Below are 19118 nucleotides of genomic sequence, written 5' to 3'. Positions count from 1 at the left end.
ACTCTCACGTGTGGCGCCCGGAAGGGCGACCCCGGCGTGTGAATGCGCCGGGGTCGTTGCCATCACCGTTGTCGCGCCGCAGGGGACGAGGCGTGATCCATTTCAGCTGATGTGCGCGAGTGGCGCGACTGTGACGTCCTCGATGCGAAAGGGCACCGGATCGGCGCTCTCGAAGCCATTTACGTGGACGCCGCCCCCGATGGACCGGCCATGACCCGGAGGTGGGGTTTGTCGGGTTTGCCCTGGTGGGTCAGCGGGACGTCCTTCAGCCAGTGGACCGTAGTCGGGCGGTGGGCCGGGGAGAGGGTGCGGGTGACCAGGTCGCAGGCCTCGGCGGCCGTCGTGGGGCTCGGGGGGTGGCCCGGGGCCGGGACCAGGAAGGCGCAGACCTCCTCGCCCGTCAGCGGGCTGGTACGGCCCACCACCACCGCCTGGGCCACCCCCGGATGGCGGGCCAGGGCGGCTTCGACCGGCAGGCAGTAGATGTTGTCGCCGTCGACCATCACCACGTCGGCCGCCCGGTCGTCGAGGTGGAGGTAGCCGTCCGGGTCGAGGTGGCCGAGGTCGCCCGTGCGCAGCCAGCCGTCCCGGATCACCTCCGCGGTCAGGTCGGGCCGGTTCCAGTAGCCCGTCATCATCGCCGCGGACCGGATCCACACCTGGCCCGTGCGCCCGGCCGGCAGCGGCCGGTTCCGGTCGTCGCGGACCTCCGTCTCCACGCCCGGCGCGGGCCGGCCGACCGAGGCGAGCAGCTCCGGCCGGTCCGCCACCGCCCTCTCGTGGTCGGCGGGGGTGAGGCGGCAGATCACCGCCGCCTCGTTCATGCCGTACCCCTGCTGCCAGCGGCCGCCCCAGCGGGTCACCGCCTGGCGCAGCCGTTCGGGCAGGACCGGCGCGGCGCCGTACGAGATCACGCTCAGCCCGCGGATCCCCTCGGCCAACGCGGGATCGTCCAGCAGGCGATAGATCATCGACGGCATCAGGTAGGTCGACACCGGTCCGAGGCGGCGGCAGGCGGCCGCGAACTCCCCGGTGGTGAAAGGCGCCAGGAGCTCCACCCGGCCCCCGGAGCGCAGTTCCTCCAGGCAGCGGCCGCCGGAGCGCTGGGCGAGCGAGGTGACCGACAGGTACGTCGGCCGCTCCCCGCCCTCCCGGCTGCGGCGGCCGTCGGTGCGGGCTGCCAGCGCACGGAAGGTGGAGGCCACGCCCTTGGGGGTGCCCGTCGTACCGGCGGTGTACGTCACACGGGCCAGGTCGTCCTCCCCCGCCCGGACGGGCAGCGGCTTCGCCTCGCCCGCCGCTGCCGCGCGCAGCAGCTCGTCCAGGGGGAGCCGGGCCGCGCCCGTGTCGGGCACCGGCAGGTCGTGGACGACGAGGTGGGGGCGGCAGTCCCGGAGGACGAACTCCACGCCGTGGGTGCTGGGGTCGGTGACGATCTGGGTGAGCCGCGCGCCCAGCAGGTGGGCGGCCAGCCTGACCTGCACCACCTCGGCCCGGTTGCCGCCGAACACGCAGGCCAGGCCGGTACCGCGCGCCACCCCGCGATCGGCGAGCACACCGGCCAGCCGGTACACGAGGGCCAGCAGCCCGGAGTACGTCAGCGGGGACGAGCCGGGGCCGCAGGTGCCGAGCGCCGGCCGGTCCGCGTACCGCTCCAACGCGCTGATCAGATCGGTGACGTAACGCGCGGTCATGGTGTCCGCCTCTCGGGGAACGGGGGCACGTCAGGAGATGCCGAAGGCCTTGACCGCCTGGTAGTACGTCCATGCCGTGCTGTCGCAAGCGGTCTTCTTCGCCGGCGGGTACCCGGCGCAGACCCGCCTCATGTCCGCGTGGAAGGCGTCGTCGATACGGGACTTGTGGGTCTCGTACGTGCCCGCCGCCCGGTAGTTGCGGTAGCCGAAGTCGTGGCGGGCGCAGGCCAGGTGGAAGGGGAAGCCGAACGGGTTGTCGGGCGAGGCGGTGCAGAGGTCGGTCGACCAGTCGAAGCGGTACGCCGCCCACCTGGCCCGGTCCGTGCGCGCCCGGGCCCAGGCCTGGTAACTGGCGGCGCTGGTCTGCGTCCATCCGATCAGCACCAGCGGCTTGTCGGCCGGGACGGCCGACGTGGCCGAGGTGGCCGCGGCAGCCGCGGCGGGCGGCGCCAAGGCGAGCACCCCGGCCGCGACCGCGGACGCGAGGACGGGGGCGAGACGGCGGCGGCGCATGGGCGTTTCCCTCCGGGACGGCCGGTACGCAGCTATAACGCCACCTGGCGGCAGGGGTGTCGGAGCGTCGCCCGGCCGGTGGAGCCACCTCTGAGGTAGGGGGCGCGAGCCGTCAGCCGGCACTCAGGTAGGGGGGGCCGCATCAGACCTCAGTCAGAGAGAAAGCTCGTCCTGGGGTGTGACGCGCAGACGGGGCTCCAGGGCCGAGACTGGATCACATGAAGCGCCGTCCCCTCGCCATCGCCACAGGCACCGTGGGCGTCCTCGCCACGGTTGCGTTCGCCCTCCCCAACCTTCCGCCCAATCCGGTGACCGACTCCGTCAACGACACGCTGTTCGAGGAGAAGAGCAGGCATTTCGTGACGGCTGCGGACGCGCCCCGGCACGAGAAGCGGGCGTTCGCCCTGCCGGCATGGATACCCGCGGACGCCACCGACATACGCATACGCGAGCGCAGCTCCGGCAAGGCCCGGGTGATCCGCTTCACGCTCGGCGCGACGCCGCTGGACGGCCCGCAGTGCGCCTCGGGTACGCCGAAGCAGCAGAGCGGGCCGAAGCTGGGTGCCACGTGGTGGCCGCGCGGCACCCGCGCCGAGGAGCGGCCCGAGTGCCGGGACTTCTACCAGTACCAGGTCACGGTGCGCGGGAAGCGGGTCTACGCCTGGACCGACGGGACGCCGTCACCCACGGCCGGCTGAGCGCGGCCCCGGTCGGCGCCGCACTCCGAACTCCCCTGGCCGGCCGGGGCATCGGGAACAGCCGCAGCCGGGCCTGCCGGGAGCGGCTCGTCTACCCTCGTCGGGTGAGGACGTACGTGAACCAACTCGACGCGGGCATGCCGCGGATCGGCGCGCTTCCGACGGGTACGGCCGTGGCGGTGTGGTCCCTGGACACCACGCGGGGGGTGGTCGGCGGCCACCGGGTCGCCGAGGCGCTGCCGATGCTGGACGCGAACGAACGCGAACGGGCCGGGCGGCTGTTGCGGGACGCGGACCGGCAGCGCTACCTGGCTTCGCACGTGGGGCTGCGGGTGCTGCTCGGCGGCTACCTCGGGCTGGCGCCGGAGAAGGTGGAGCTGGTCCGGGAGGACTGCCCTTGCTGCGGTGAACCGCACGGGCGGCCGGCGGTGGCCGGGGGCGGGGTGCAGTTCTCGCTCTCGCACAGTGACGACCTGGCGTATGTCGCGGTGTCGGGCGTGACGGTCGGGGTGGACGTGGAGGTGCTGCCGGGTGCGGCGGCGGTCGCGGACGTGCTGCGGACGTTTCACCCGGCGGAGACGGCGGAGCTGGAGGCGCTGCCGGAGGCGGAGCGGCGGGTGGCGCTGGCTCGGGTGTGGTGCCGCAAGGAGGCCTACCTCAAGGCCACGGGCACCGGTCTGGCGGCGGGACTCGCGGAGCCGTACGTCGGCTCGGGCCGGGTGCCCGCTGCGGTCTCCGGCTGGACCCTGGCGGACCTGGCCGCGCCGGAGGGCTACGCGGCGGCCCTGGCGCTCCGCGCCTGACCCGGGCGGAGTGGCGGGCCGGCTTCCCGGGAGGCCCGCCACGCCGTGTCGAAATCACGGTCGCCACTGGTCATACGGCCATTATCGTGACCGGCATGGACATCCGCCCCGCCCGTACCATCGCCGAACTACAGGCCGCGGAAGGGCTCTTCGACGGCCCCGTCCGCCTCGACCGGTCCGAGAAGTTCCTGGCCGCGCCCGGACACCTGATGCTCATCGCCTACGTCGACGACGTGCCGGCCGGCATGGTCTCGGGGGTTGAGATGACCCACCCGGACAAGGGCACCGAGATGTGCCTGTACGAGCTCTCCGTGGACGAGGGCTACCGGCGCCGCGGGATCGGCCGCGCCCTGACCGAGGCCCTCGCCGCCGAAGCCAGGGCGCGCGGCTGCTACGGCATGTGGGTGGGGGTCGACACCGACAACGAGGCGGCCCTCGCCACGTACGGGTCCGCCGGAGCCCGCGACGAGGGCGTCTTCGCGATGCGCGGCTGGAGCTTCTCCGGCTGACCCGTACGGCGGCGTGTCGTGCGGCCACTCGGCGCACCCTCCGCGCGCCGTGCCCGTGCCTCGCCGAGCATCGGCCGCATGACCGCAATCACCGCGCTGCTTCCGGCCGCCGCTCTGCTGGCGGCGGCCACCGCCCTGCCGCCACACACCGCCGCCGCCACCGAAACGCCCACCGCCGCCTACGTCGTCGTCCTCAAGGGCAGCTCCGCACGCGCGCCGGCCCTCACCCTGGCCAACCAGGCCGCCGAGGCCGGCGACGACGTCGGGGCCGTCTACGACACCGCCCTGGACGGCTTCGCCGTCCGCACCACCGCGGCCCGGGCCGCCGCGCTCGCCGCCGACCCGCGGGTGGCCTCGGTGGAACCGGACGCCGAGTTCCGGATCACCGGCACCCAGACCCCCGCGCCGTGGCCCCTGGACCGGATCGACCAGCGCGACCTGCCGCTCGACGGCTCGTACACGTACGCCACCGGCGGGCGCGGTGTCACCGCGTACGTGGTGGACACCGGGATCAACACCGTGCACCGGGAGTTCGCAGGCCGGGCCCGGGCCGGGTACAACGGGGTGCGACGCGAAACCTCCGCCGACTGCAACGGGCACGGCTCGCACGTCGCGGGGACCCTGGGCGGGGCCACGTACGGGGTGGCGAAGGAGGTCACGCTCGTCGGGGTGAAGGTCGCCAACTGCAAGGGCTCCGGCTCGCTCACGTCCATCCTGGGCGGCCTGGAGTGGATGGTGAAGGACGCGAAGGCGGCCGCCGGCATCCCTGCCGTGGCCAACATGAGCATGGGCGGCAGCCGCAGCTACGCCCTGGACGCGGCGGTGAAGCGGGCGATCAAGGCCGGGATCACCTTCACCGTCGCCGCGGGCAACGCCGCCGGGGACGCCTGTGCGGGATCGCCCTCCGGCGTCACCGCCGCCGTCACGGTGGGCGCGACCGACGTCGCGGACCAGTGGGCGTCGTTCTCCAACCACGGCCGCTGCGTGGACCTGTCCGCGCCGGGCGTGGCCGTCACCTCGGCCTGGAAGGACTCGACCACCGCCCTCGCCCGGACGTCCGGCACCTCCATGGCCGCCCCGCACGTGGCGGGCGTCGCCGCGCTGATCCTGGCGCAGGGTCTGGCGAAGACCCCCGCCGAGGTGGCCGCGGTGCTCGTACGGGACTCCGTACCGGACCGCATCACGGCCGTCCCGGCCGGTACCGCCAACCGGATGCTGCACATCCCGGCCGCGGCACGCTAGGGACCGCGCACGCCAGGACCCGCGGCACGCGGCACGCCGGAGCCCGCCCCCGCGCATCCCCCGGGCCCCCCGCGCACCCCCGGGCCCCCGCGGCACGCCTGCCGCCCGGGCCCGGCCGGGTCCCGCAGCCCTGCCCTGATGGGACATCAATTTCTGTGCGCTTCCGGCGAAAGGAATCCATTGACTTCTCATCACCGCGACGCGTCAATGTCGGCCACCGCACCGGCTCGGCCTCCCCCACACAGCGGGTGGGGGGAGGGTTCGTCTGACGAAGGAGTCGCGACCCAGTGAGTACAACGTTCCGACGAAGAGTTCTGGCCGGGGCGGGCGCCCTGTCCCTGGTCCTGGCGGGCGGCGTGGTGGGCACGGCGGGCACCGCGCAGGCGGCGACCAAGACCACCCCCGTCTTCGAGAACTGTGACGCCCCGGCGCCGCAGCCGGACGGTTCGGGCAACCAGAACTACACGATCACCCTGCCCGACACGGCCAAGGCGGGCGATGTCGTCCCGATCACGATCGACCCGGGTGCGAGCCCGCTGATCCCCGGCTTCTCCGTCACCACGGTCAACACCACCAAGATCACCCTCAAGGTCGGCTCGACGACCCAGGTGGTCACGAGCCCGCCCGAGACCGTCAGCGTCGTGGCCGGGACCCCTCTGGACCCGAAGGCGTTCTCCGGCACCATCAAGATCCCCGACGGCACCGAGGGCACCACGGTCGAGGTCAGGCTCGACCAGGCGGTCACCGACGCCGACCTCAGCGGTTCGGTCTTCACCACCACGTGCATCCCGGCGCCCCGCCCGAGCGCCCCCATCGGCTCGGTCGCGGTGGAGGCCCTGCCCAAGGACCCGGTCACCACCAAGTTGACGCCGAACAGCGGCAAGGCCGGCACCGCGGTCACCGTCTCCGGCGCGAACTTCCCCGCCGGGGCGGTCACCTGCTCCGCCCTGCTCGCGGGCGCGGCCACCGGTGACACCGGCACCGGTACGGCGGATGCCTCGGGCGCCGCCACCTGCAACCTCACCGTCACCAAGAAGGCCGACGCCATCAAGATCGACGGCTCGGTCACCCCGTACAAGTCCTTCGTGTACCTGGAGGACCAGACGGGCGTGAAGAACCCGGTCGACATCGAGGTCCTCCCCGGCCCGCTGGCCCTCGGCCCCAAGGACGGCCAGCCGGCCGTCGCCTTCCCGTCGGTCACCATCAACGGCAAGGCCCAGTCGGTGGTCGGCGTCTTCAACGCCGCGACCGTGCAGGACTTCCGCGGCGGCACCCTCGGCTGGGACGTGACGGCGACCCGTACGCCGTTCCTGAACCAGACGACCGGCCACGCCATGGCAAAGGCGCAGCTCGGCATCCAGCCGTCCTGCACCGTGACCAACCCGGACAGCCCGAGCACCTGCACCGCGGGCGCCCCCGGCGCGATCACCGACACCCCGATGAAGGTGGCCTCGCAGGCCGCCGGCGGGGACGAGCTGACCGGTGGCGAGTTCGCCGTCGGCGGCGCCGGGATGATCCAGCTCCCGCCGTTCATGTTCGCCGACACCTACCAGACGGTCGTCACCTTCTCGATCGCCTGATCACTGCCCTCGCGCCATCCCGGGTGGTGCGGCGCTCACGCGCCGTACCACCCTTCCGCCATCCCGCGCCGCGCGCCCCGCCGCCGCGTACGCCGTGTCCGCCGTGTCGCCCGACTGGAGACCGCCCATGCGCTCCCGCACCCGTCCCCCTTCCGCGTACGGTCTCCTGCTCGGCCTGTTGCTGCTGGGCGCGGGCCTGTTCCTCCCGGCCGCCCCGGTGGCGGCCGCGGACAACGGCACCTGGGCGGTGTTCCCGACACCCCCGGCCGGAGCCGCGACGGCCGACCGGGCGTACTTCTTCCACCAGGGCGCGGCCGGGACCACGGTCGACGACAGCGTGACGATCCTGAACTCCTCCGACACGGAGCTGACCTTCCGGGTGTTCGCCACGGACGCCGGGAACACCCCGACCGGCGGGGCGTTCGCCCTGCTCCCGGTGGACCGGAAGCCGCAGGACGTCGGCGCGTGGGTCGCGCTCGGGCCGCAGGCAGCGACCACGGTGACCGTGCCGCCCAAGGGCCGCAAGGACATCCCGTTCACGGTGAAGGTGCCCCAGGACGCGGTGCCGGGCGACCACGTCGGGGGGATCGCCGCGCTGAACACCGCCCTGGAGGGCGCCCGGCAGGACGGCAAGGTGCGGGTGGCGGTGCAGCGGCAGGTCGGTGCGCGGCTGTACTTCCGGGTGCCGGGGCCGCTGGCACCCGGGCTGAGCGTGGAGGACGTCCGGGTCAACCGCTCGGCTCCGGTGCTGCCCTGGCTCGGGAAGGCCCGCGCCACGGTCTCGTACACCCTGGTCAACCGCGGCAACGTGGTGGTGGAGCCCAGGGTGGCCGTGTCCGCGCGGGGTCTGTTCGGCCGGACGCTGCGGGACGGGTCGGCCCGCGAGCTGAAGCTGGTGCTGCTTCCGGGCCGGCGGGTCGAGCTGACCGAGCCGTGGCCGGACGCTCCGCAGTCGGACCGGGTCACGGTGACCGTCGTGGCGGGGGCCGCCGCCTACCCGGACCTGGCCTCCGAGGCGGAAGCGGAGTTCCTCGCCGTGCCGTGGCCGGCGGTGGGTGCGCTGCTGGTCCTGGCCGGCACGGGGGTCACCGTACGGGTCCTGCGCCGCCGGCGTGGCCGCGCCGGCGGCGACGCAGCCGAGCCCGCACCGGACCTGGCGGGGGCACGGGCGCGCTGATGCGGCCGGGCGGCGGCCCGGGGACGGACCCGCCCCCCGTGTGAGGGTTGCGGGGGGCGGGCCGTTCCACCGGGCGGGCCGTCAGCGGCAGCCGCCGTCAGTGGTTGCGCGGGAAGCCGAGGTCGACGCCCGCCGGGGCCTCCGACGGGTCCGGCCAGCGGGTCGTGACGACCTTGCCCCGGGTGTAGAAGTGGATGCCGTCGTTGCCGTAGATGTGGTGGTCCCCGAAGAGGGAGTCCTTCCACCCGCCGAAGGAGTGGTAGCCCACCGGCACCGGGATCGGCACGTTGACACCGACCATGCCCGCCTGGATCTCCAGCTGGAAGCGGCGGGCGGCGCCGCCGTCGCGGGTGAAGATGGCGGTGCCGTTGCCGAACGGCGAGGCGTTGATGAGCGCCACGCCCTCCTCGTAGGTCTCGGCGCGCAGCACGCACAGCACCGGGCCGAAGATCTCGTCGCGGTAGGCGTCGGAGTCGGTCTTCACGCGGTCCAGGAGCGACAGGCCGATCCAGTGGCCGTTCTCGTAGCCGTCCACCGTGTACCCGGTGCCGTCCAGGACCACGTCGGCGCCCTGGTCGGCCGCACCCTTGACGTAGGAGGCGACCTTGTCGCGGTGGGCGGCCGTGATCAGCGGGCCCATTTCGGAGGTCGGGTCGTTGCCCGGGCCGATCTTGATCTTCTCGGCGCGCTCGCGGATCTTCTCCACGAGGGTGTCCGCGATGGAGCCGACGGCGACGACGGCGGAGATCGCCATGCAGCGCTCGCCGGCCGAGCCGTAGGCGGCCGAGACGGCGGCATCGGCGGCCGCGTCCAGGTCGGCGTCGGGCAGGACCAGCATGTGGTTCTTGGCGCCGCCCAGTGCCTGGACCCGCTTGCCGTGGGCGGAGGCGGTGGTGTGGATGTGGCGGGCGATCGGGGTCGAGCCGACGAAGGAGACGGCCGCGATGTCGGGGTGGGCGAGCAGCGCGTCGACGGCCACCTTGTCGCCGTGGACGACGTTCAGGACGCCCGCCGGCAGACCGGCCTCGGCCGCCAGCTCGGCCAGCTTGTTCGAGGCCGACGGGTCCTTCTCGCTCGGCTTGAGGATGAAGGTGTTTCCGCAGGCCACGGCCAGCGGGAACATCCACATCGGGACCATTGCCGGGAAGTTGAAGGGGGTGATGCCCGCGACGACGCCCAGCGGCTGGCGGATCGCCGAGACGTCGACCCGGTTGGACACGGACGTCGACAGCTCGCCCTTGAGCTGGGTGGTGATCCCGCAGGCCAGCTCGACGATCTCCAGGCCGCGCGCCACCTCGCCCAGCGCGTCCGAGTGCACCTTGCCGTGCTCGGCGGTGATCAGCTCGGCGATGGCGTCGCGGTTGGCGTCCAGCAGGGCGCGGTAGGCGAACAGCACCTTGGTGCGGGCGGCCAACGAGGACTGGCCCCAGCTCTCGAAGGCCTCCTTGGCGACCTGTACGGCGGCGTCGACCTCTTCGGCCGATGCCAGGGCGACCTGCGTGGTGACCTCGCCGGTGGCCGGGTCGGTGACCGGGCCGTAGTTGCCCGACGCGCCCTCGACGGTCTTGCCACCGATCCAGTGGTTGACGGTCTTCATTGCCTTGCTCCTTCACAGATGGCGACGTCGCTGCGCGGCTTGCCGGTCGTACTCTTCGCGGGCTCGGACCGCCGCCGCACGGGTCGCGGTCTCGGCCACAGGAACATCCCACCACGCCTGTGCCGGGGGCGGGCCCGACACAGTGTCGGGTGTTCGGGTCTGTGCGTAGACACATGTGGGCCGGTCCGCCGCACGCGCCTCGGCGAGGGCTTTGCGCAGGTCACCAAGGGTGCGGGTGCGGATGACGGCCATGCCGAGGGAGGCCGCGTTGGCCGCGAGGTCCACCGGCAGGGGGGCACCGTCGTAGGCGCCGTCCGGCCCGCGGAAGCGGTACGCGGTCCCGAAGCCCTCGCCGCCCACCGCCGCGGAGAGCCCTCCGATGGAGGCGTAGCCGTGGTTGTCGAGGATCACCAGCTTGATCGGGACACCTTCCTGCACGGCGGTGACGATCTCGGTGGGGTTCATCAGGTACGTCCCGTCGCCGACCAGCGCCCAGACGGGGCGGCCGGGCGCGGCGAGGGCGGTGCCGAGGGCAGCGGGGATCTCGTAGCCCATGCAGGAGTAGCCGTACTCCACGTGGTACTGGTCGGCCGAGCGGGCCCGCCACAGCTTGTGCAGGTCGCCGGGGAGGGAGCCGGCGGCGTTGATCAGGATGTCGTCGGCGTCGACGAGGCCGTCGAGCAGTCCGAGCACCTGCGCCTGGGTGGGCGGGGCGTCCTCCTCGGCGGCCGGCACGGCGTACGCCTGGTCGACCCGCCGCTCCCAGGCCCTCTTGGCCTGCTGGTACGCCGTCTCGTACGCGGGGGCGACCCGGTGGCCCGCCACGGCGTGCCGGAGCTCGTCCAGGGCCTCCCGGGCGTCGGCGACCAGGGGCCGGGCGGCGAGCTTGTGGGCGTCGTACGCGTCGAGGTTGAGGCCGATGAAGCGGACGGCCGGGTTCTGGAACAGGGTGGCCGAGGCCGTGGTGAAGTCCGTCAGCCGGGTCCCCGCGGCGATCACCAGGTCGGCGCCGCGGGCCAGCTCGTCGGCGGTGGCGGTGCCGGTGTGCCCGACGCCGCCGACATCGGCGGGGTGGTCGTACGGGAGGGCGCCCTTGCCGGCCTGTGTGGAGGCCACCGGGATCCCGGTGGCCTCGGCGAACGCGGCCAGGGCCGCCTGCGCCGCGCTGTGCCGGATGCCGCCGCCGGCGATGAGGAGGGGGCGCGCGGCGGCCCGTACGGCCCGGGCGGCTTCGGCGAGCTCCTCCCGGTCGGGCCGGGGCCTGCGGACGTGCCACACCCGCTCGGCGAAGAACCCGGGCGGCCAGTCGTGGACTTCGGCCTGGACGTCCTGGGGCAGGGCGAGGGTCACCGCGCCCGTGTGCACCGGGTCGGCGAGCACCCGCGCGGCCTGCAGGGCGGCCGGGATCAACGCCTCGGGGCGGGTGATCCGGTCGAAGTACCGGGAGACCGGGCGCAGGGTGTCGTTGACGGAAAGGTCTCCGGCGTAGGGGATCTCGATCTGCTGGAGCACCGGGTCGGCGGGCCGGGTGGCGAAGGTGTCGCCGGGCAGCAGGAGGACCGGGATGCGGTTGACGGTGGCGAGGGCGGCGCCGGTGACGAGGTTGGTGGCGCCGGGGCCGATGGAGCTGGTGACGGCGTGCGCGGACAGCCGCCCGCACTGGCGGGCGTATCCGACGGCGGCGTGCACCATGGCCTGCTCGTTGCGGCCCTGGAGGAAGGGCATGGCGTCGGGGCCGGTCTCCAGCAGCGCCTGTCCGATGCCCGCCACGTTGCCGTGCCCGAAGATCCCCCAGGTGGCGGCGATCAGCCGGTGCCGGCGGCCGTCGCGTTCGGTGTACTGGGCGGCGAGGAAGCGTACGAGGGCCTGGGCGGTGGTGAGCTTCACCGGGTCGCGTCCTCCGTTCGGTAGAAGGGCAGCCGGGGGTCGATGTCCTGGTCCGGCCAGTCGTCCCGGATCCATCCGTGGTCGGGGTGGTCGCGGATGAGCCACTGCCGGGGCTGGTCCGGCGGGCCGGCCATGACGTTGAGGTAGTACATGTCGTGTCCGGGGGCGGCGATGGACGGCCCGTGCCAGCCGTCCGGGATGAGCACGGCGTCTCCGGTGCGCACTTCGCCGAGGATGTCGGTCTTCCCGGCCGGGGAGGGGCTGACACGCTGGTAGCCGAGGCCGGGGACCTGCCCGTGCGGGGCGATCTCGAAGTAGTAGATCTCCTCCAGGCGCGATTCCCGGCCGGGGTGGTACTCGTCGTGCTTGTGGGGCGGGTACGAGGACCAGTTCCCGCCGGGGGTGAGGACTTCGACGGCGATGAGGCGGTCGCAGGTGAAGACGCCGGCGGCGGCGAAGTTGTTGACCTGGCGCGAGCAGGTGCCGGCCCCGCGCAGCTCGACGGGGACCTCGGAGGCCGGCCCGTGGCGGGCGGGCAGGACGTTCTCGCACCGGGCCCCGGCAAGCGCGAAGCGCCCCCCGGCGGGGGAGGTGATCGACGCGTGCCCGTCCCGGGGGAGGTACGCGAAGTCGGTCGCCGCCGTGAACACGCTGTCCCGCCCGCGCAGTTCGATCACGGCCTCCGCTGCGGGGGGCCCTCCCCGGGCGGGCTCCGCGCAGCGGACCCGGCAGGCTCCGGCCAGCGGGAGCACGATCCACTCCGCGTCGCCGCACTCGAACCCGTACGTCTCTCCCGGCTCCAGGGCCAGCACCCGCAGCCGGGTGTGGGCCATCCCCCACTCAGACACCACCGGCACGGCCGAGCACCTCCTCCACTTCCTCCGGGTACGGCATCGCCGAGGAGCAGGCCAGCCGCGAGGCCACGATGGCCCCCGCCGCGTTGGCGTAGCGGACCACCCGCTCCAGGTCCCAGCCCGCGAGCAGGCCGTGGCAGAGGGCGCCCCCGAAGGCGTCGCCCGCGCCCAGGCCGTTGACCACCTCCACCGGCACCGGTGCCGCCTCCACCACCGTTCCGTCGCGCCGGGCCGCCAGCACGCCGTCCGGTCCGCGTTTGACCACCGCCAGCTCCACCCCGGCGGCCAGCAGGGCCCGCGCCGCCGCGCGGGGGTCGGACTCGCCCGTCGCGATGGCGCACTCCTGTGCGTTCCCGACGGCCACGGTGGCCAGCCCCAGCGCGTGCGCGTAGGGCCCGCCCGGTTCGTCCTCCCACAGCATCGGCCGCCAGTCCAGGTCGAAGACCGTGATCCCGGCCTTGGCCCGCGCCTCCAGCGCGGCGAGGGTCGCGGACCGGCTCGGCTCCGCGCTCAGGCCCGTTCCGGTCATCCAGAACACCCGCGCCGCCCGTACCGCCGCCAAGTCCAGCTCCCCGGCCCCGATCTCCAGGTCGGGCGCCTTCGGCCACCGGTAGAAGTACAGCGGGAAATCGTCCGGCGGGAAGATCTCGCAGAACGTCACCGGCGTCGGGTACCGCTCCACCTCCCCCACCCACCGGTCGTCCACCCCGAACGCCCGCAGCTCACCGCGCAGATACGCCCCGAAGGGATCGGCTCCGGTCCGGGTGATCACCGCCGTCCGGCGGCCCAGACGCGCCGCCGCGACCGCGACGTTGGTCGGGGAGCCGCCCAGGAACTTCCCGAACGTGTCCGCCTCCGCCAGCGGTACGCCGGATTTCAGCGGGTAGAGATCCACCCCGATCCGCCCCATCGCGATCAGGTCGAACATGACTTCGTCCGCGGTGGTCACACGCAGTCCTCCCACTCGTCCCACACCCCTAAGGTGGCCGTCATGACGTCCTCCCCACCCCCGTTGACCCGTATCCGCATCGGTTCGGCTCCGGACTCCTGGGGTGTCTGGTTCCCCGACGATCCCTTGCAGACCCCGTGGGAGCGTTTCCTCGACGAGGTGGCCGAAGCCGGGTACGAGTGGATCGAACTCGGGCCCTACGGCTACCTCCCCACCGATGCCGCCCGGCTCACCGACGAGACCGCCAAGCGCGGCCTGCGCGTGTCCGCGGGCACCGTCTTCACCGGACTCCATCACGGGCCCGCCGTCTGGGAGCAGACCTGGGAGCACGTGTCGCGCATCGCGGAGCTCACCCAGGCCATGGGCGCCGGGCACCTCGTCGTGATCCCCTCGTTCTGGCGGGACGACAAGACCGGCGAGGTGCTGGAGGACCGCACCCTCACCCCCGGCCAATGGCGTGAACTGGCCGGGCAGACCGAGCGCCTGGGCCGGGAGGTGCACGACCGGTACGGGCTGCGGATCGCCGTCCACCCGCATGCCGACACCCACATCGACACCCCGGAGAACGTGGCCCGCTTCCTGGACGCGACCGACCGCGACCTGGTCTCCCTCTGCCTGGACACGGGGCACTACGCGTACTGCGGCGGCGACAGCGTCCAGGCCGTCGAGACCTTCGGCGAGCGGATCGGCTACCTCCACCTCAAGCAGGTGGACCCGCGGATCCTGGCCGAAGTCGTCGCGGACCAGGTGCCCTTCGGGCCGGCCGTGGCCCGCGGGGTGATGTGCGAGCCGCCGTCGGGGGTGCCCGCGCTGGAACCCGTACTCGCCGCCGCGCAGCGGCTCGGGGTGGACCTGTTCGCCATCGTGGAGCAGGACATGTACCCGTGCCCGCCCGACCGGCCCCTGCCGATCGCCCGCCGCACCCGCGCCTACCTGCGCTCCTGCGGCGCCCGCTGACTCCGAGCCGCACCGAAGGGAACCCACACCATGAGCATGCTCGGCATCGCCGTCCTCGGTACGGGGAAGATGGGCGCCGACCACGTCCGGCGGATCGGGCGGACGGTCGGCGGAGCCCGGGTGGTGGCGGTCGCCGATCCGGACGCGGACCGGGTCAAGGAGGTCGCCGCGGGTCTCGACGGCGCGAGCGCGCACACCGACCCGGCGGCCGCGATGGCCGCTCCCGGCGTCGAGGCCGTGCTGATCGCCTCCCCCGGGCCCGCCCACGAGGAAGCGATCCTGCACGCCCTGCGGCGGGAGCTGCCGGTGCTGTGCGAGAAGCCGCTGACCCCGGATCCGGAGGGGGCGCTGCGGGTGATGGAGGCCGAGCAGCGCCTGGGCCGAAGGCTGGTGCAGGTGGGGTTCATGCGGCGCTTCGATGCCGAGTACGAGCGGCTCAAGGAGCTGCTGGACGCGGGCGGGATCGGCCGGCCGCTGTTCCTGCACTGCCGGCACCGCAACGCGGCCTCGCCGTCCTTCTTCACCAGCGACATGCTGATCAGCGATTCCGTGGTGCACGAGGTCGACGCGGCACGCTGGCTGCTGGGGCAGGAGATCACGGCGGTGTCGGTGTTCTCCCCCACTGCGACCTCGGCGGCTCCCGAAGGACTGCGCGACCCGCGGCTGGTCCTGCTGGAGACCTCCGGCGGGGCGGTCGTGGACGTGGAGATCTTCGTCAACTGCGGGTTCGGCTACGAGGTCCGCTGCGAGGCGGTGGGCGAGGCCGGCAGCGCGCTCATCGGAGGCGGTGAGGGGATGCTCGTCCAGTCGGCGGGGCGCCGGTACGGGGAGATCTCCCAGGACTTCACCGTCCGCTTCGCCGACGCGTACGACCGCCAGCTGCGGCGGTGGGTGGCCGCGGCGGCCCGGGGCCGGGTGGCCGGGCCCGACGCGTGGGACGGCTACGCGGCGGCCGCCGTCTCCCGGGCGGGCATCGCGGCCGCGCGCGGCGGCGTACGGGCAGCGGTGGAGCTGGTGGAACGGCCGGCGCTCTACCGCTGACCCGGCCGGGCCCGCTCCGCCCGTCACGTGTCACGTACGTCACGGGTGTCGCGCGCGTGTCACGCATGTCCGCGTAACGCGGGATTTCCGTCACAGGCAGTCGACAGCCGCTCCCCCGCCTTCACCGTCCGTCGTTCTCCGGGCACTACCCGAGTGATCGTCTGTGTCCGCGCGCGGGCTCCCCCGACGGCCTCCCGGCCGGCCCCGTGGCGTGGACAAGGAGGTGTCGTGCATGAGCGACCGGCAGCTGTGGTCGTACAAGGAGATCGCCGCCCACATCCGGGTCCAGCCGGACACGGTGCGCTCGTACCGCAAGCACGGGCTGCTCCCCGCGCCCGACCACGTGGAGGGCGCCAAGCCGTACTGGTACCCCGCCACGATCCACGCCTGGGTGGCCCGCCGGCCCGGGAACCGGGGGCGCCGCGAGGAGTGACCCCGGCAGGACCGTGCCCGGCGCGGTGCCGGTGAGCGCGGTGCCGCGCGGGGCGGCGAGCCGTGCCCCCACGGACCGGAGCGTGGGCAGCCCTCGCATTCATACCCCCTAGGGGTATAGTCTTCGGGTGTCGGCAGGCCCGTGGCGTGACACCGTGGCCTTCCGCGACCCGATACGCCCTTGAAGAGGAGAACGACATGACCGCCGAGACGGACACCCAGACCACCACCGTCTACCGGGTGACGGGCATGACCTGCGGCCACTGCGAGGGCGCGGTGACCACCGAGCTCTCCGCCCTGCCCGGCGTCAGCTCGGTCAAGGCCGTCGCCGCCACCGGCGAGGTCACCGTGGTCTCCGCGGCCCCGCTCGCCGAGGAGGACGTACGCGCCGCCGTGGACGAGGCCGGATACGCGTTCGCGGGGACCGCCTCCGGGCGCTAGCCGGCCCGAGCCGGGCCCGGGCCCGCCGGACCCGGGCCCGCCGTCCCGCCGCCCCTCCGTGCAGTACCCCGCCGAGCCGTACCGGCCAGCTGATACTGGACCTGTACGGCTCGGCCCACCCCCTGGAGCCGGATCAGCATGAGCACGAACACCAGCAGCCCCATAGCCGCGGCGCCGCCCGCGGACACCTCCGAGGTCGAGCTGTCGATCGGCGGGATGACCTGCGCCTCCTGCGCGGCCCGCATCGAGAAGAAGCTGAACCGGATGGACGGGGTCACCGCCACGGTGAACTACGCCACCGAGAAGGCCCGCGTGTCCTACGGCGGCGCGGTCCAGGTCGCCGACCTGATCGCGACCGTCGTGAAGACGGGATACACGGCGGCCGAACCCCCGCCGCCGCAGCCTGAACCGGCGGCGGCGCCGCCAGGGGAAAGGACCTCCGAGCCGGCCGCCGAGGACCGCGAACCGGCCGCCCTCCGCGTGCGGCTGCTGGTCTCCGCCCTCCTCGCCCTGCCCGTCGTGCTGCTCGCGATGGTCCCCGCCCTCCAGTTCGACAACTGGCAGTGGCTCTCCCTGACCTTGGCCGCCCCGGTGGTCGTCTGGGGCGCCCTCCCCTTCCACCGGGCCGCCTGGACCAACGCCCGGCACGGCGCCGCCACCATGGACACCCTGGTCTCGGTCGGCACCCTGGCCGCCTTCACCTGGTCCCTGTGGGCCTTGTTCTTCGGGCACGCAGGAATGCCGGGCATGCGGCACGGCTTCACCTTCACCGTCACCCGTACCGACGGCTCCTCCACGATCTACCTGGAGGTCGCCGCCGGAGTCGTCGCCTTCATCCTGCTCGGCCGCTATCTGGAGGCCCGCTCCAAGCGGAAGGCGGGCGCGGCCCTCAGGGCCCTGATGGAGCTCGGCGCCAAGGACGTCGCCGTCCTGCGCGGCGGCAGCGAGGTACGGATCCCGGTCGGGCAGCTCGCGGTCGGCGACCGGTTCGTCGTGCGCCCGGGGGAGAAGATCGCCACCGACGGGACGGTCGTCGAGGGCAGCTCCGCCGTGGACGCCTCCATGCTGACCGGCGAGTCCGTCCCGGTGGAGGTCGCCGTCGGCAGCCTGGTCACCGGTGCCACCGTGAACGCCTCCGGCCGCCTCGTGGTCCAGGCCACCCGAATCGGCGCCGACACCCAGCTCGCCCGGATGGCCAGGCTGGTCGAGGACGCGCAGAACGGCAAGGCCGAGGTGCAGCGGCTCGCCGACCGCATCTCCGCGGTCTTCGTCCCGGTCGTCCTGCTGCTGGCCCTCGGCACCTGGGTCACCTGGCTGCTGATCACCGACGACCCGGCCGCCGCCTTCACCGCCGCCGTGGCCGTCCTGATCATCGCCTGCCCGTGCGCGCTGGGCCTGGCCACCCCGACCGCCCTGATGGTCGGCACCGGACGGGGGGCGCAGCTCGGGATCCTGATCAAGGGGCCGGAGGTGTTGGAGTCCACCCGTCGAGTCGACACCGTCGTCCTGGACAAGACCGGAACGGTCACCACCGGCCGGATGGTCCTCGCGGGCGTGCACGCCGCGGCCGGGACGGACGAGCGTGAACTGCTGCGCCTGGCCGGCGCCCTGGAGCACGCCTCCGAACACCCGATCGCCCGCGCCATCGCGGCGGGGGCCGCCGAGCGGGCGGGAGCGCTGCCCGTGCCGGAGTCCTTCGACAACTTCGCCGGGCTCGGCGTCCAGGGCGTCGTGGACGGGCACGCCGTCCTGGTCGGCCGCGAGCAGCTGCTGGCCGAGTGGTCGATCGGCCTTCCCGGCGAGCTCGCCGCGGCCAAGGCGGAGGCGGAGGCGGCGGGCAGCACCGCCGTGGCCGTGGCCTGGGACGGCCGGGCACGCGGGATCCTCACCGTCGCCGACGCGGTCAAGGGGACCAGCGCCGAGGCGGTGTCCCGGCTGCGGGCGCTCGGCCTCACCCCGGTCCTGCTGACCGGCGACAACAAGGCCGTCGCCGAGACGGTGGCCCGGCAGGTCGGCATCGACGAGGTGATCGCCGAGGTGCTCCCCGAGGACAAGGTGGACGTCGTACGCCGCCTGCAGGCCGAGGGCCGTACGGTCGCCATGGTCGGAGACGGGGTCAACGACGCGGCGGCCCTGGCCCAGGCCGACCTGGGGCTCGCCATGGGCACCGGGACGGACGCCGCGATCGAGGCGGGCGACCTGACCCTCGTACGGGGGGACCTGCGGGTCGCGGCGGACGCGATCCGGCTCTCGCGGAGGACCCTGGCCACCATCAAGGGCAACCTGTTCTGGGCCTTCGGCTACAACGTGGCGGCGCTGCCGCTGGCGGCCGCAGGCCTGCTCAACCCGATGATTGCGGGGGCCGCGATGGCGTTCTCCTCCGTTTTCGTGGTGAGCAACAGCCTGCGGTTGCGATCCTTCCGGTAGGGGCCCCTCCTCCCCACTCCGTCCACACTTCCTTCACAGGAGACGCAGATCACAGTGACTGCAACGTAACCATCGGGCACTGGAGTGGGTCTAATGGGGCGGTGCCAGGAACGTCTTGGGGGACGTTCACGGAGGTCTTGGGGGACATCCGTGGCACCAGCCGGCCGGGACGCGTGCCCGCGGGAAGCTTTGAGCGGCCCTCCCGACCCGAACGGGTCCCGGCACACTGACGCCCCGGCTCGGGTCCCGTGGGGGGAATCCGTTCCGGGGAAAGGAAAGCGCCCCGCCCGTCGACCCGTGGGGGGATCGACGGCGGG

General features: G+C 73.6%; 17 protein-coding genes and 1 pseudogene. 12 read left to right on the top strand and 6 right to left on the bottom strand.

What is annotated here, in order from left to right; all coding sequences use genetic code 11:
• Positions 1-99 precede the first annotated feature (99 nt).
• Positions 100-231: pseudogene (locus tag AB0B01_RS06515) on the top strand (PRC-barrel domain containing protein); the annotation flags it as partial.
• Here AB0B01_RS06515 and AB0B01_RS06510 read toward each other — a convergent pair.
• Together AB0B01_RS06510 and AB0B01_RS06505 are read right to left on the bottom strand one after the other, a co-directional pair.
• On the bottom strand, positions 180-1694 hold the full coding sequence (locus AB0B01_RS06510; RefSeq protein ID WP_361713546.1) for an AMP-binding protein: 1515 nt from the start codon (positions 1692-1694) through the stop codon (positions 180-182). The pseudogene AB0B01_RS06515 and the gene AB0B01_RS06510 overlap by 52 nt on opposite strands.
• A gap of 30 nt (positions 1695-1724) precedes the next feature.
• Positions 1725-2207 (bottom strand): phospholipase, encoded by a 483-nt coding sequence (locus AB0B01_RS06505; protein WP_361713544.1) that lies wholly within the window; start codon positions 2205-2207, stop codon positions 1725-1727.
• 218 nt (positions 2208-2425) lie between these two features.
• On the opposite strand from AB0B01_RS06505, the gene AB0B01_RS06500 reads away from it, so the two are divergent.
• The 6 genes from AB0B01_RS06500 to AB0B01_RS06475 all read left to right on the top strand — a co-directional run bounded on the left by AB0B01_RS06500 (position 2426) and on the right by AB0B01_RS06475 (position 8216).
• Entirely contained in the window at positions 2426-2905 is a 480-nt protein-coding gene (locus tag AB0B01_RS06500; RefSeq protein WP_361713542.1) for a hypothetical protein, read from the top strand.
• Positions 2906-3009: 104 nt separating this feature from the next.
• Positions 3010-3708 carry a 4'-phosphopantetheinyl transferase superfamily protein gene (locus tag AB0B01_RS06495; RefSeq protein WP_361713540.1) on the top strand — a complete coding sequence of 233 codons (699 nt, stop codon included), beginning with the start codon at positions 3010-3012 and terminating at the stop codon, positions 3706-3708.
• 95 nt (positions 3709-3803) lie between these two features.
• Complete coding sequence (locus AB0B01_RS06490; RefSeq protein ID WP_361713538.1) at positions 3804-4217, top strand: GNAT family N-acetyltransferase; 414 nt, start codon at positions 3804-3806, stop codon at positions 4215-4217.
• Positions 4218-4295: 78 nt separating this feature from the next.
• Positions 4296-5459 (top strand): S8 family peptidase, encoded by a 1164-nt coding sequence (locus AB0B01_RS06485; RefSeq protein WP_361713536.1) that lies wholly within the window; start codon positions 4296-4298, stop codon positions 5457-5459.
• Between the two features lie 287 nt (positions 5460-5746).
• Positions 5747-7039, top strand: a complete 1293-nt coding sequence (locus tag AB0B01_RS06480) for a hypothetical protein (RefSeq protein WP_361713534.1) — start codon at positions 5747-5749, stop codon at positions 7037-7039.
• A gap of 127 nt (positions 7040-7166) precedes the next feature.
• On the top strand, positions 7167-8216 hold the full coding sequence (locus AB0B01_RS06475) for a DUF916 domain-containing protein (RefSeq protein ID WP_361713532.1): 1050 nt from the start codon (positions 7167-7169) through the stop codon (positions 8214-8216).
• A 97-nt stretch (positions 8217-8313) separates the two neighbouring features.
• Here AB0B01_RS06475 and AB0B01_RS06470 read toward each other — a convergent pair whose 3' ends face one another.
• The 4 genes from AB0B01_RS06470 to iolC are packed head-to-tail and all read right to left on the bottom strand — an operon-like array spanning position 8314 to position 13482.
• Positions 8314-9813 (bottom strand): CoA-acylating methylmalonate-semialdehyde dehydrogenase, encoded by a 1500-nt coding sequence (locus tag AB0B01_RS06470; protein ID WP_361713530.1) that lies wholly within the window; start codon positions 9811-9813, stop codon positions 8314-8316.
• A gap of 12 nt (positions 9814-9825) precedes the next feature.
• Entirely contained in the window at positions 9826-11700 is a 1875-nt protein-coding gene (iolD, locus tag AB0B01_RS06465; RefSeq protein WP_361713529.1) for a 3D-(3,5/4)-trihydroxycyclohexane-1,2-dione acylhydrolase (decyclizing), read from the bottom strand.
• Complete coding sequence (iolB, locus tag AB0B01_RS06460; RefSeq protein WP_361713665.1) at positions 11697-12533, bottom strand: 5-deoxy-glucuronate isomerase; 837 nt, start codon at positions 12531-12533, stop codon at positions 11697-11699. Before iolB ends, iolD begins: the two co-directional genes overlap by 4 nt.
• 7 nt (positions 12534-12540) lie before the next feature.
• Positions 12541-13482 (bottom strand): 5-dehydro-2-deoxygluconokinase, encoded by a 942-nt coding sequence (iolC, locus tag AB0B01_RS06455; protein ID WP_361713663.1) that lies wholly within the window; start codon positions 13480-13482, stop codon positions 12541-12543.
• A 63-nt stretch (positions 13483-13545) separates the two neighbouring features.
• Between iolC and AB0B01_RS06450 the strand changes: the two genes are divergently transcribed.
• The 5 genes from AB0B01_RS06450 to AB0B01_RS06430 all read left to right on the top strand — a co-directional run bounded on the left by AB0B01_RS06450 (position 13546) and on the right by AB0B01_RS06430 (position 18801).
• Positions 13546-14460, top strand: a complete 915-nt coding sequence (locus AB0B01_RS06450) for a sugar phosphate isomerase/epimerase (RefSeq protein ID WP_361713527.1) — start codon at positions 13546-13548, stop codon at positions 14458-14460.
• A 30-nt stretch (positions 14461-14490) separates the two neighbouring features.
• Entirely contained in the window at positions 14491-15501 is a 1011-nt protein-coding gene (locus AB0B01_RS06445; RefSeq protein WP_361713525.1) for a Gfo/Idh/MocA family oxidoreductase, read from the top strand.
• Between the two features lie 232 nt (positions 15502-15733).
• Entirely contained in the window at positions 15734-15934 is a 201-nt protein-coding gene (locus AB0B01_RS06440; protein ID WP_361713523.1) for a MarR family transcriptional regulator, read from the top strand.
• A gap of 197 nt (positions 15935-16131) precedes the next feature.
• Positions 16132-16374, top strand: a complete 243-nt coding sequence (locus tag AB0B01_RS06435) for a heavy-metal-associated domain-containing protein (RefSeq protein WP_361713521.1) — start codon at positions 16132-16134, stop codon at positions 16372-16374.
• A 138-nt stretch (positions 16375-16512) separates the two neighbouring features.
• Positions 16513-18801: a heavy metal translocating P-type ATPase gene (locus AB0B01_RS06430; RefSeq protein ID WP_361713519.1), complete on the top strand. Its 2289-nt coding sequence runs from the start codon at positions 16513-16515 to the stop codon at positions 18799-18801.
• Positions 18802-19118: the final 317 nt, after the last annotated feature.

It is taken from the genome of Streptomyces sp. NPDC044571 (genome assembly GCF_040647115.1).
GTDB lineage: Bacteria > Actinomycetota > Actinomycetes > Streptomycetales > Streptomycetaceae > Streptomyces.
This window is presented reverse-complemented; position numbering and strand designations above follow the sequence as displayed.

Excerpts from the sequence above, each read along its gene's own strand:
- AB0B01_RS06510 (WP_361713546.1), bottom strand. The coding sequence starts at position 1,694 with ATGACCGCGCGTTACGTCACCGATCTGATCAGCGCGTTGGAGCGGTAC.
- AB0B01_RS06505 (WP_361713544.1), bottom strand. The coding sequence starts at position 2,207 with ATGCGCCGCCGCCGTCTCGCCCCCGTCCTCGCGTCCGCGGTCGCGGCC.
- AB0B01_RS06500 (WP_361713542.1), top strand. The coding sequence starts at position 2,426 with ATGAAGCGCCGTCCCCTCGCCATCGCCACAGGCACCGTGGGCGTCCTC.
- AB0B01_RS06490 (WP_361713538.1), top strand. The coding sequence starts at position 3,804 with ATGGACATCCGCCCCGCCCGTACCATCGCCGAACTACAGGCCGCGGAA.
- AB0B01_RS06485 (WP_361713536.1), top strand. The coding sequence starts at position 4,296 with ATGACCGCAATCACCGCGCTGCTTCCGGCCGCCGCTCTGCTGGCGGCG.
- AB0B01_RS06475 (WP_361713532.1), top strand. The coding sequence starts at position 7,167 with ATGCGCTCCCGCACCCGTCCCCCTTCCGCGTACGGTCTCCTGCTCGGC.
- AB0B01_RS06470 (WP_361713530.1), bottom strand. The coding sequence starts at position 9,813 with ATGAAGACCGTCAACCACTGGATCGGTGGCAAGACCGTCGAGGGCGCG.
- iolB (WP_361713665.1), bottom strand. The coding sequence starts at position 12,533 with ATGGCCCACACCCGGCTGCGGGTGCTGGCCCTGGAGCCGGGAGAGACG.
- iolC (WP_361713663.1), bottom strand. The coding sequence starts at position 13,482 with ATGTTCGACCTGATCGCGATGGGGCGGATCGGGGTGGATCTCTACCCG.
- AB0B01_RS06450 (WP_361713527.1), top strand. The coding sequence starts at position 13,546 with ATGACGTCCTCCCCACCCCCGTTGACCCGTATCCGCATCGGTTCGGCT.
- AB0B01_RS06445 (WP_361713525.1), top strand. The coding sequence starts at position 14,491 with ATGAGCATGCTCGGCATCGCCGTCCTCGGTACGGGGAAGATGGGCGCC.
- AB0B01_RS06440 (WP_361713523.1), top strand. The coding sequence starts at position 15,734 with ATGAGCGACCGGCAGCTGTGGTCGTACAAGGAGATCGCCGCCCACATC.
- AB0B01_RS06435 (WP_361713521.1), top strand. The coding sequence starts at position 16,132 with ATGACCGCCGAGACGGACACCCAGACCACCACCGTCTACCGGGTGACG.
- AB0B01_RS06430 (WP_361713519.1), top strand. The coding sequence starts at position 16,513 with ATGAGCACGAACACCAGCAGCCCCATAGCCGCGGCGCCGCCCGCGGAC.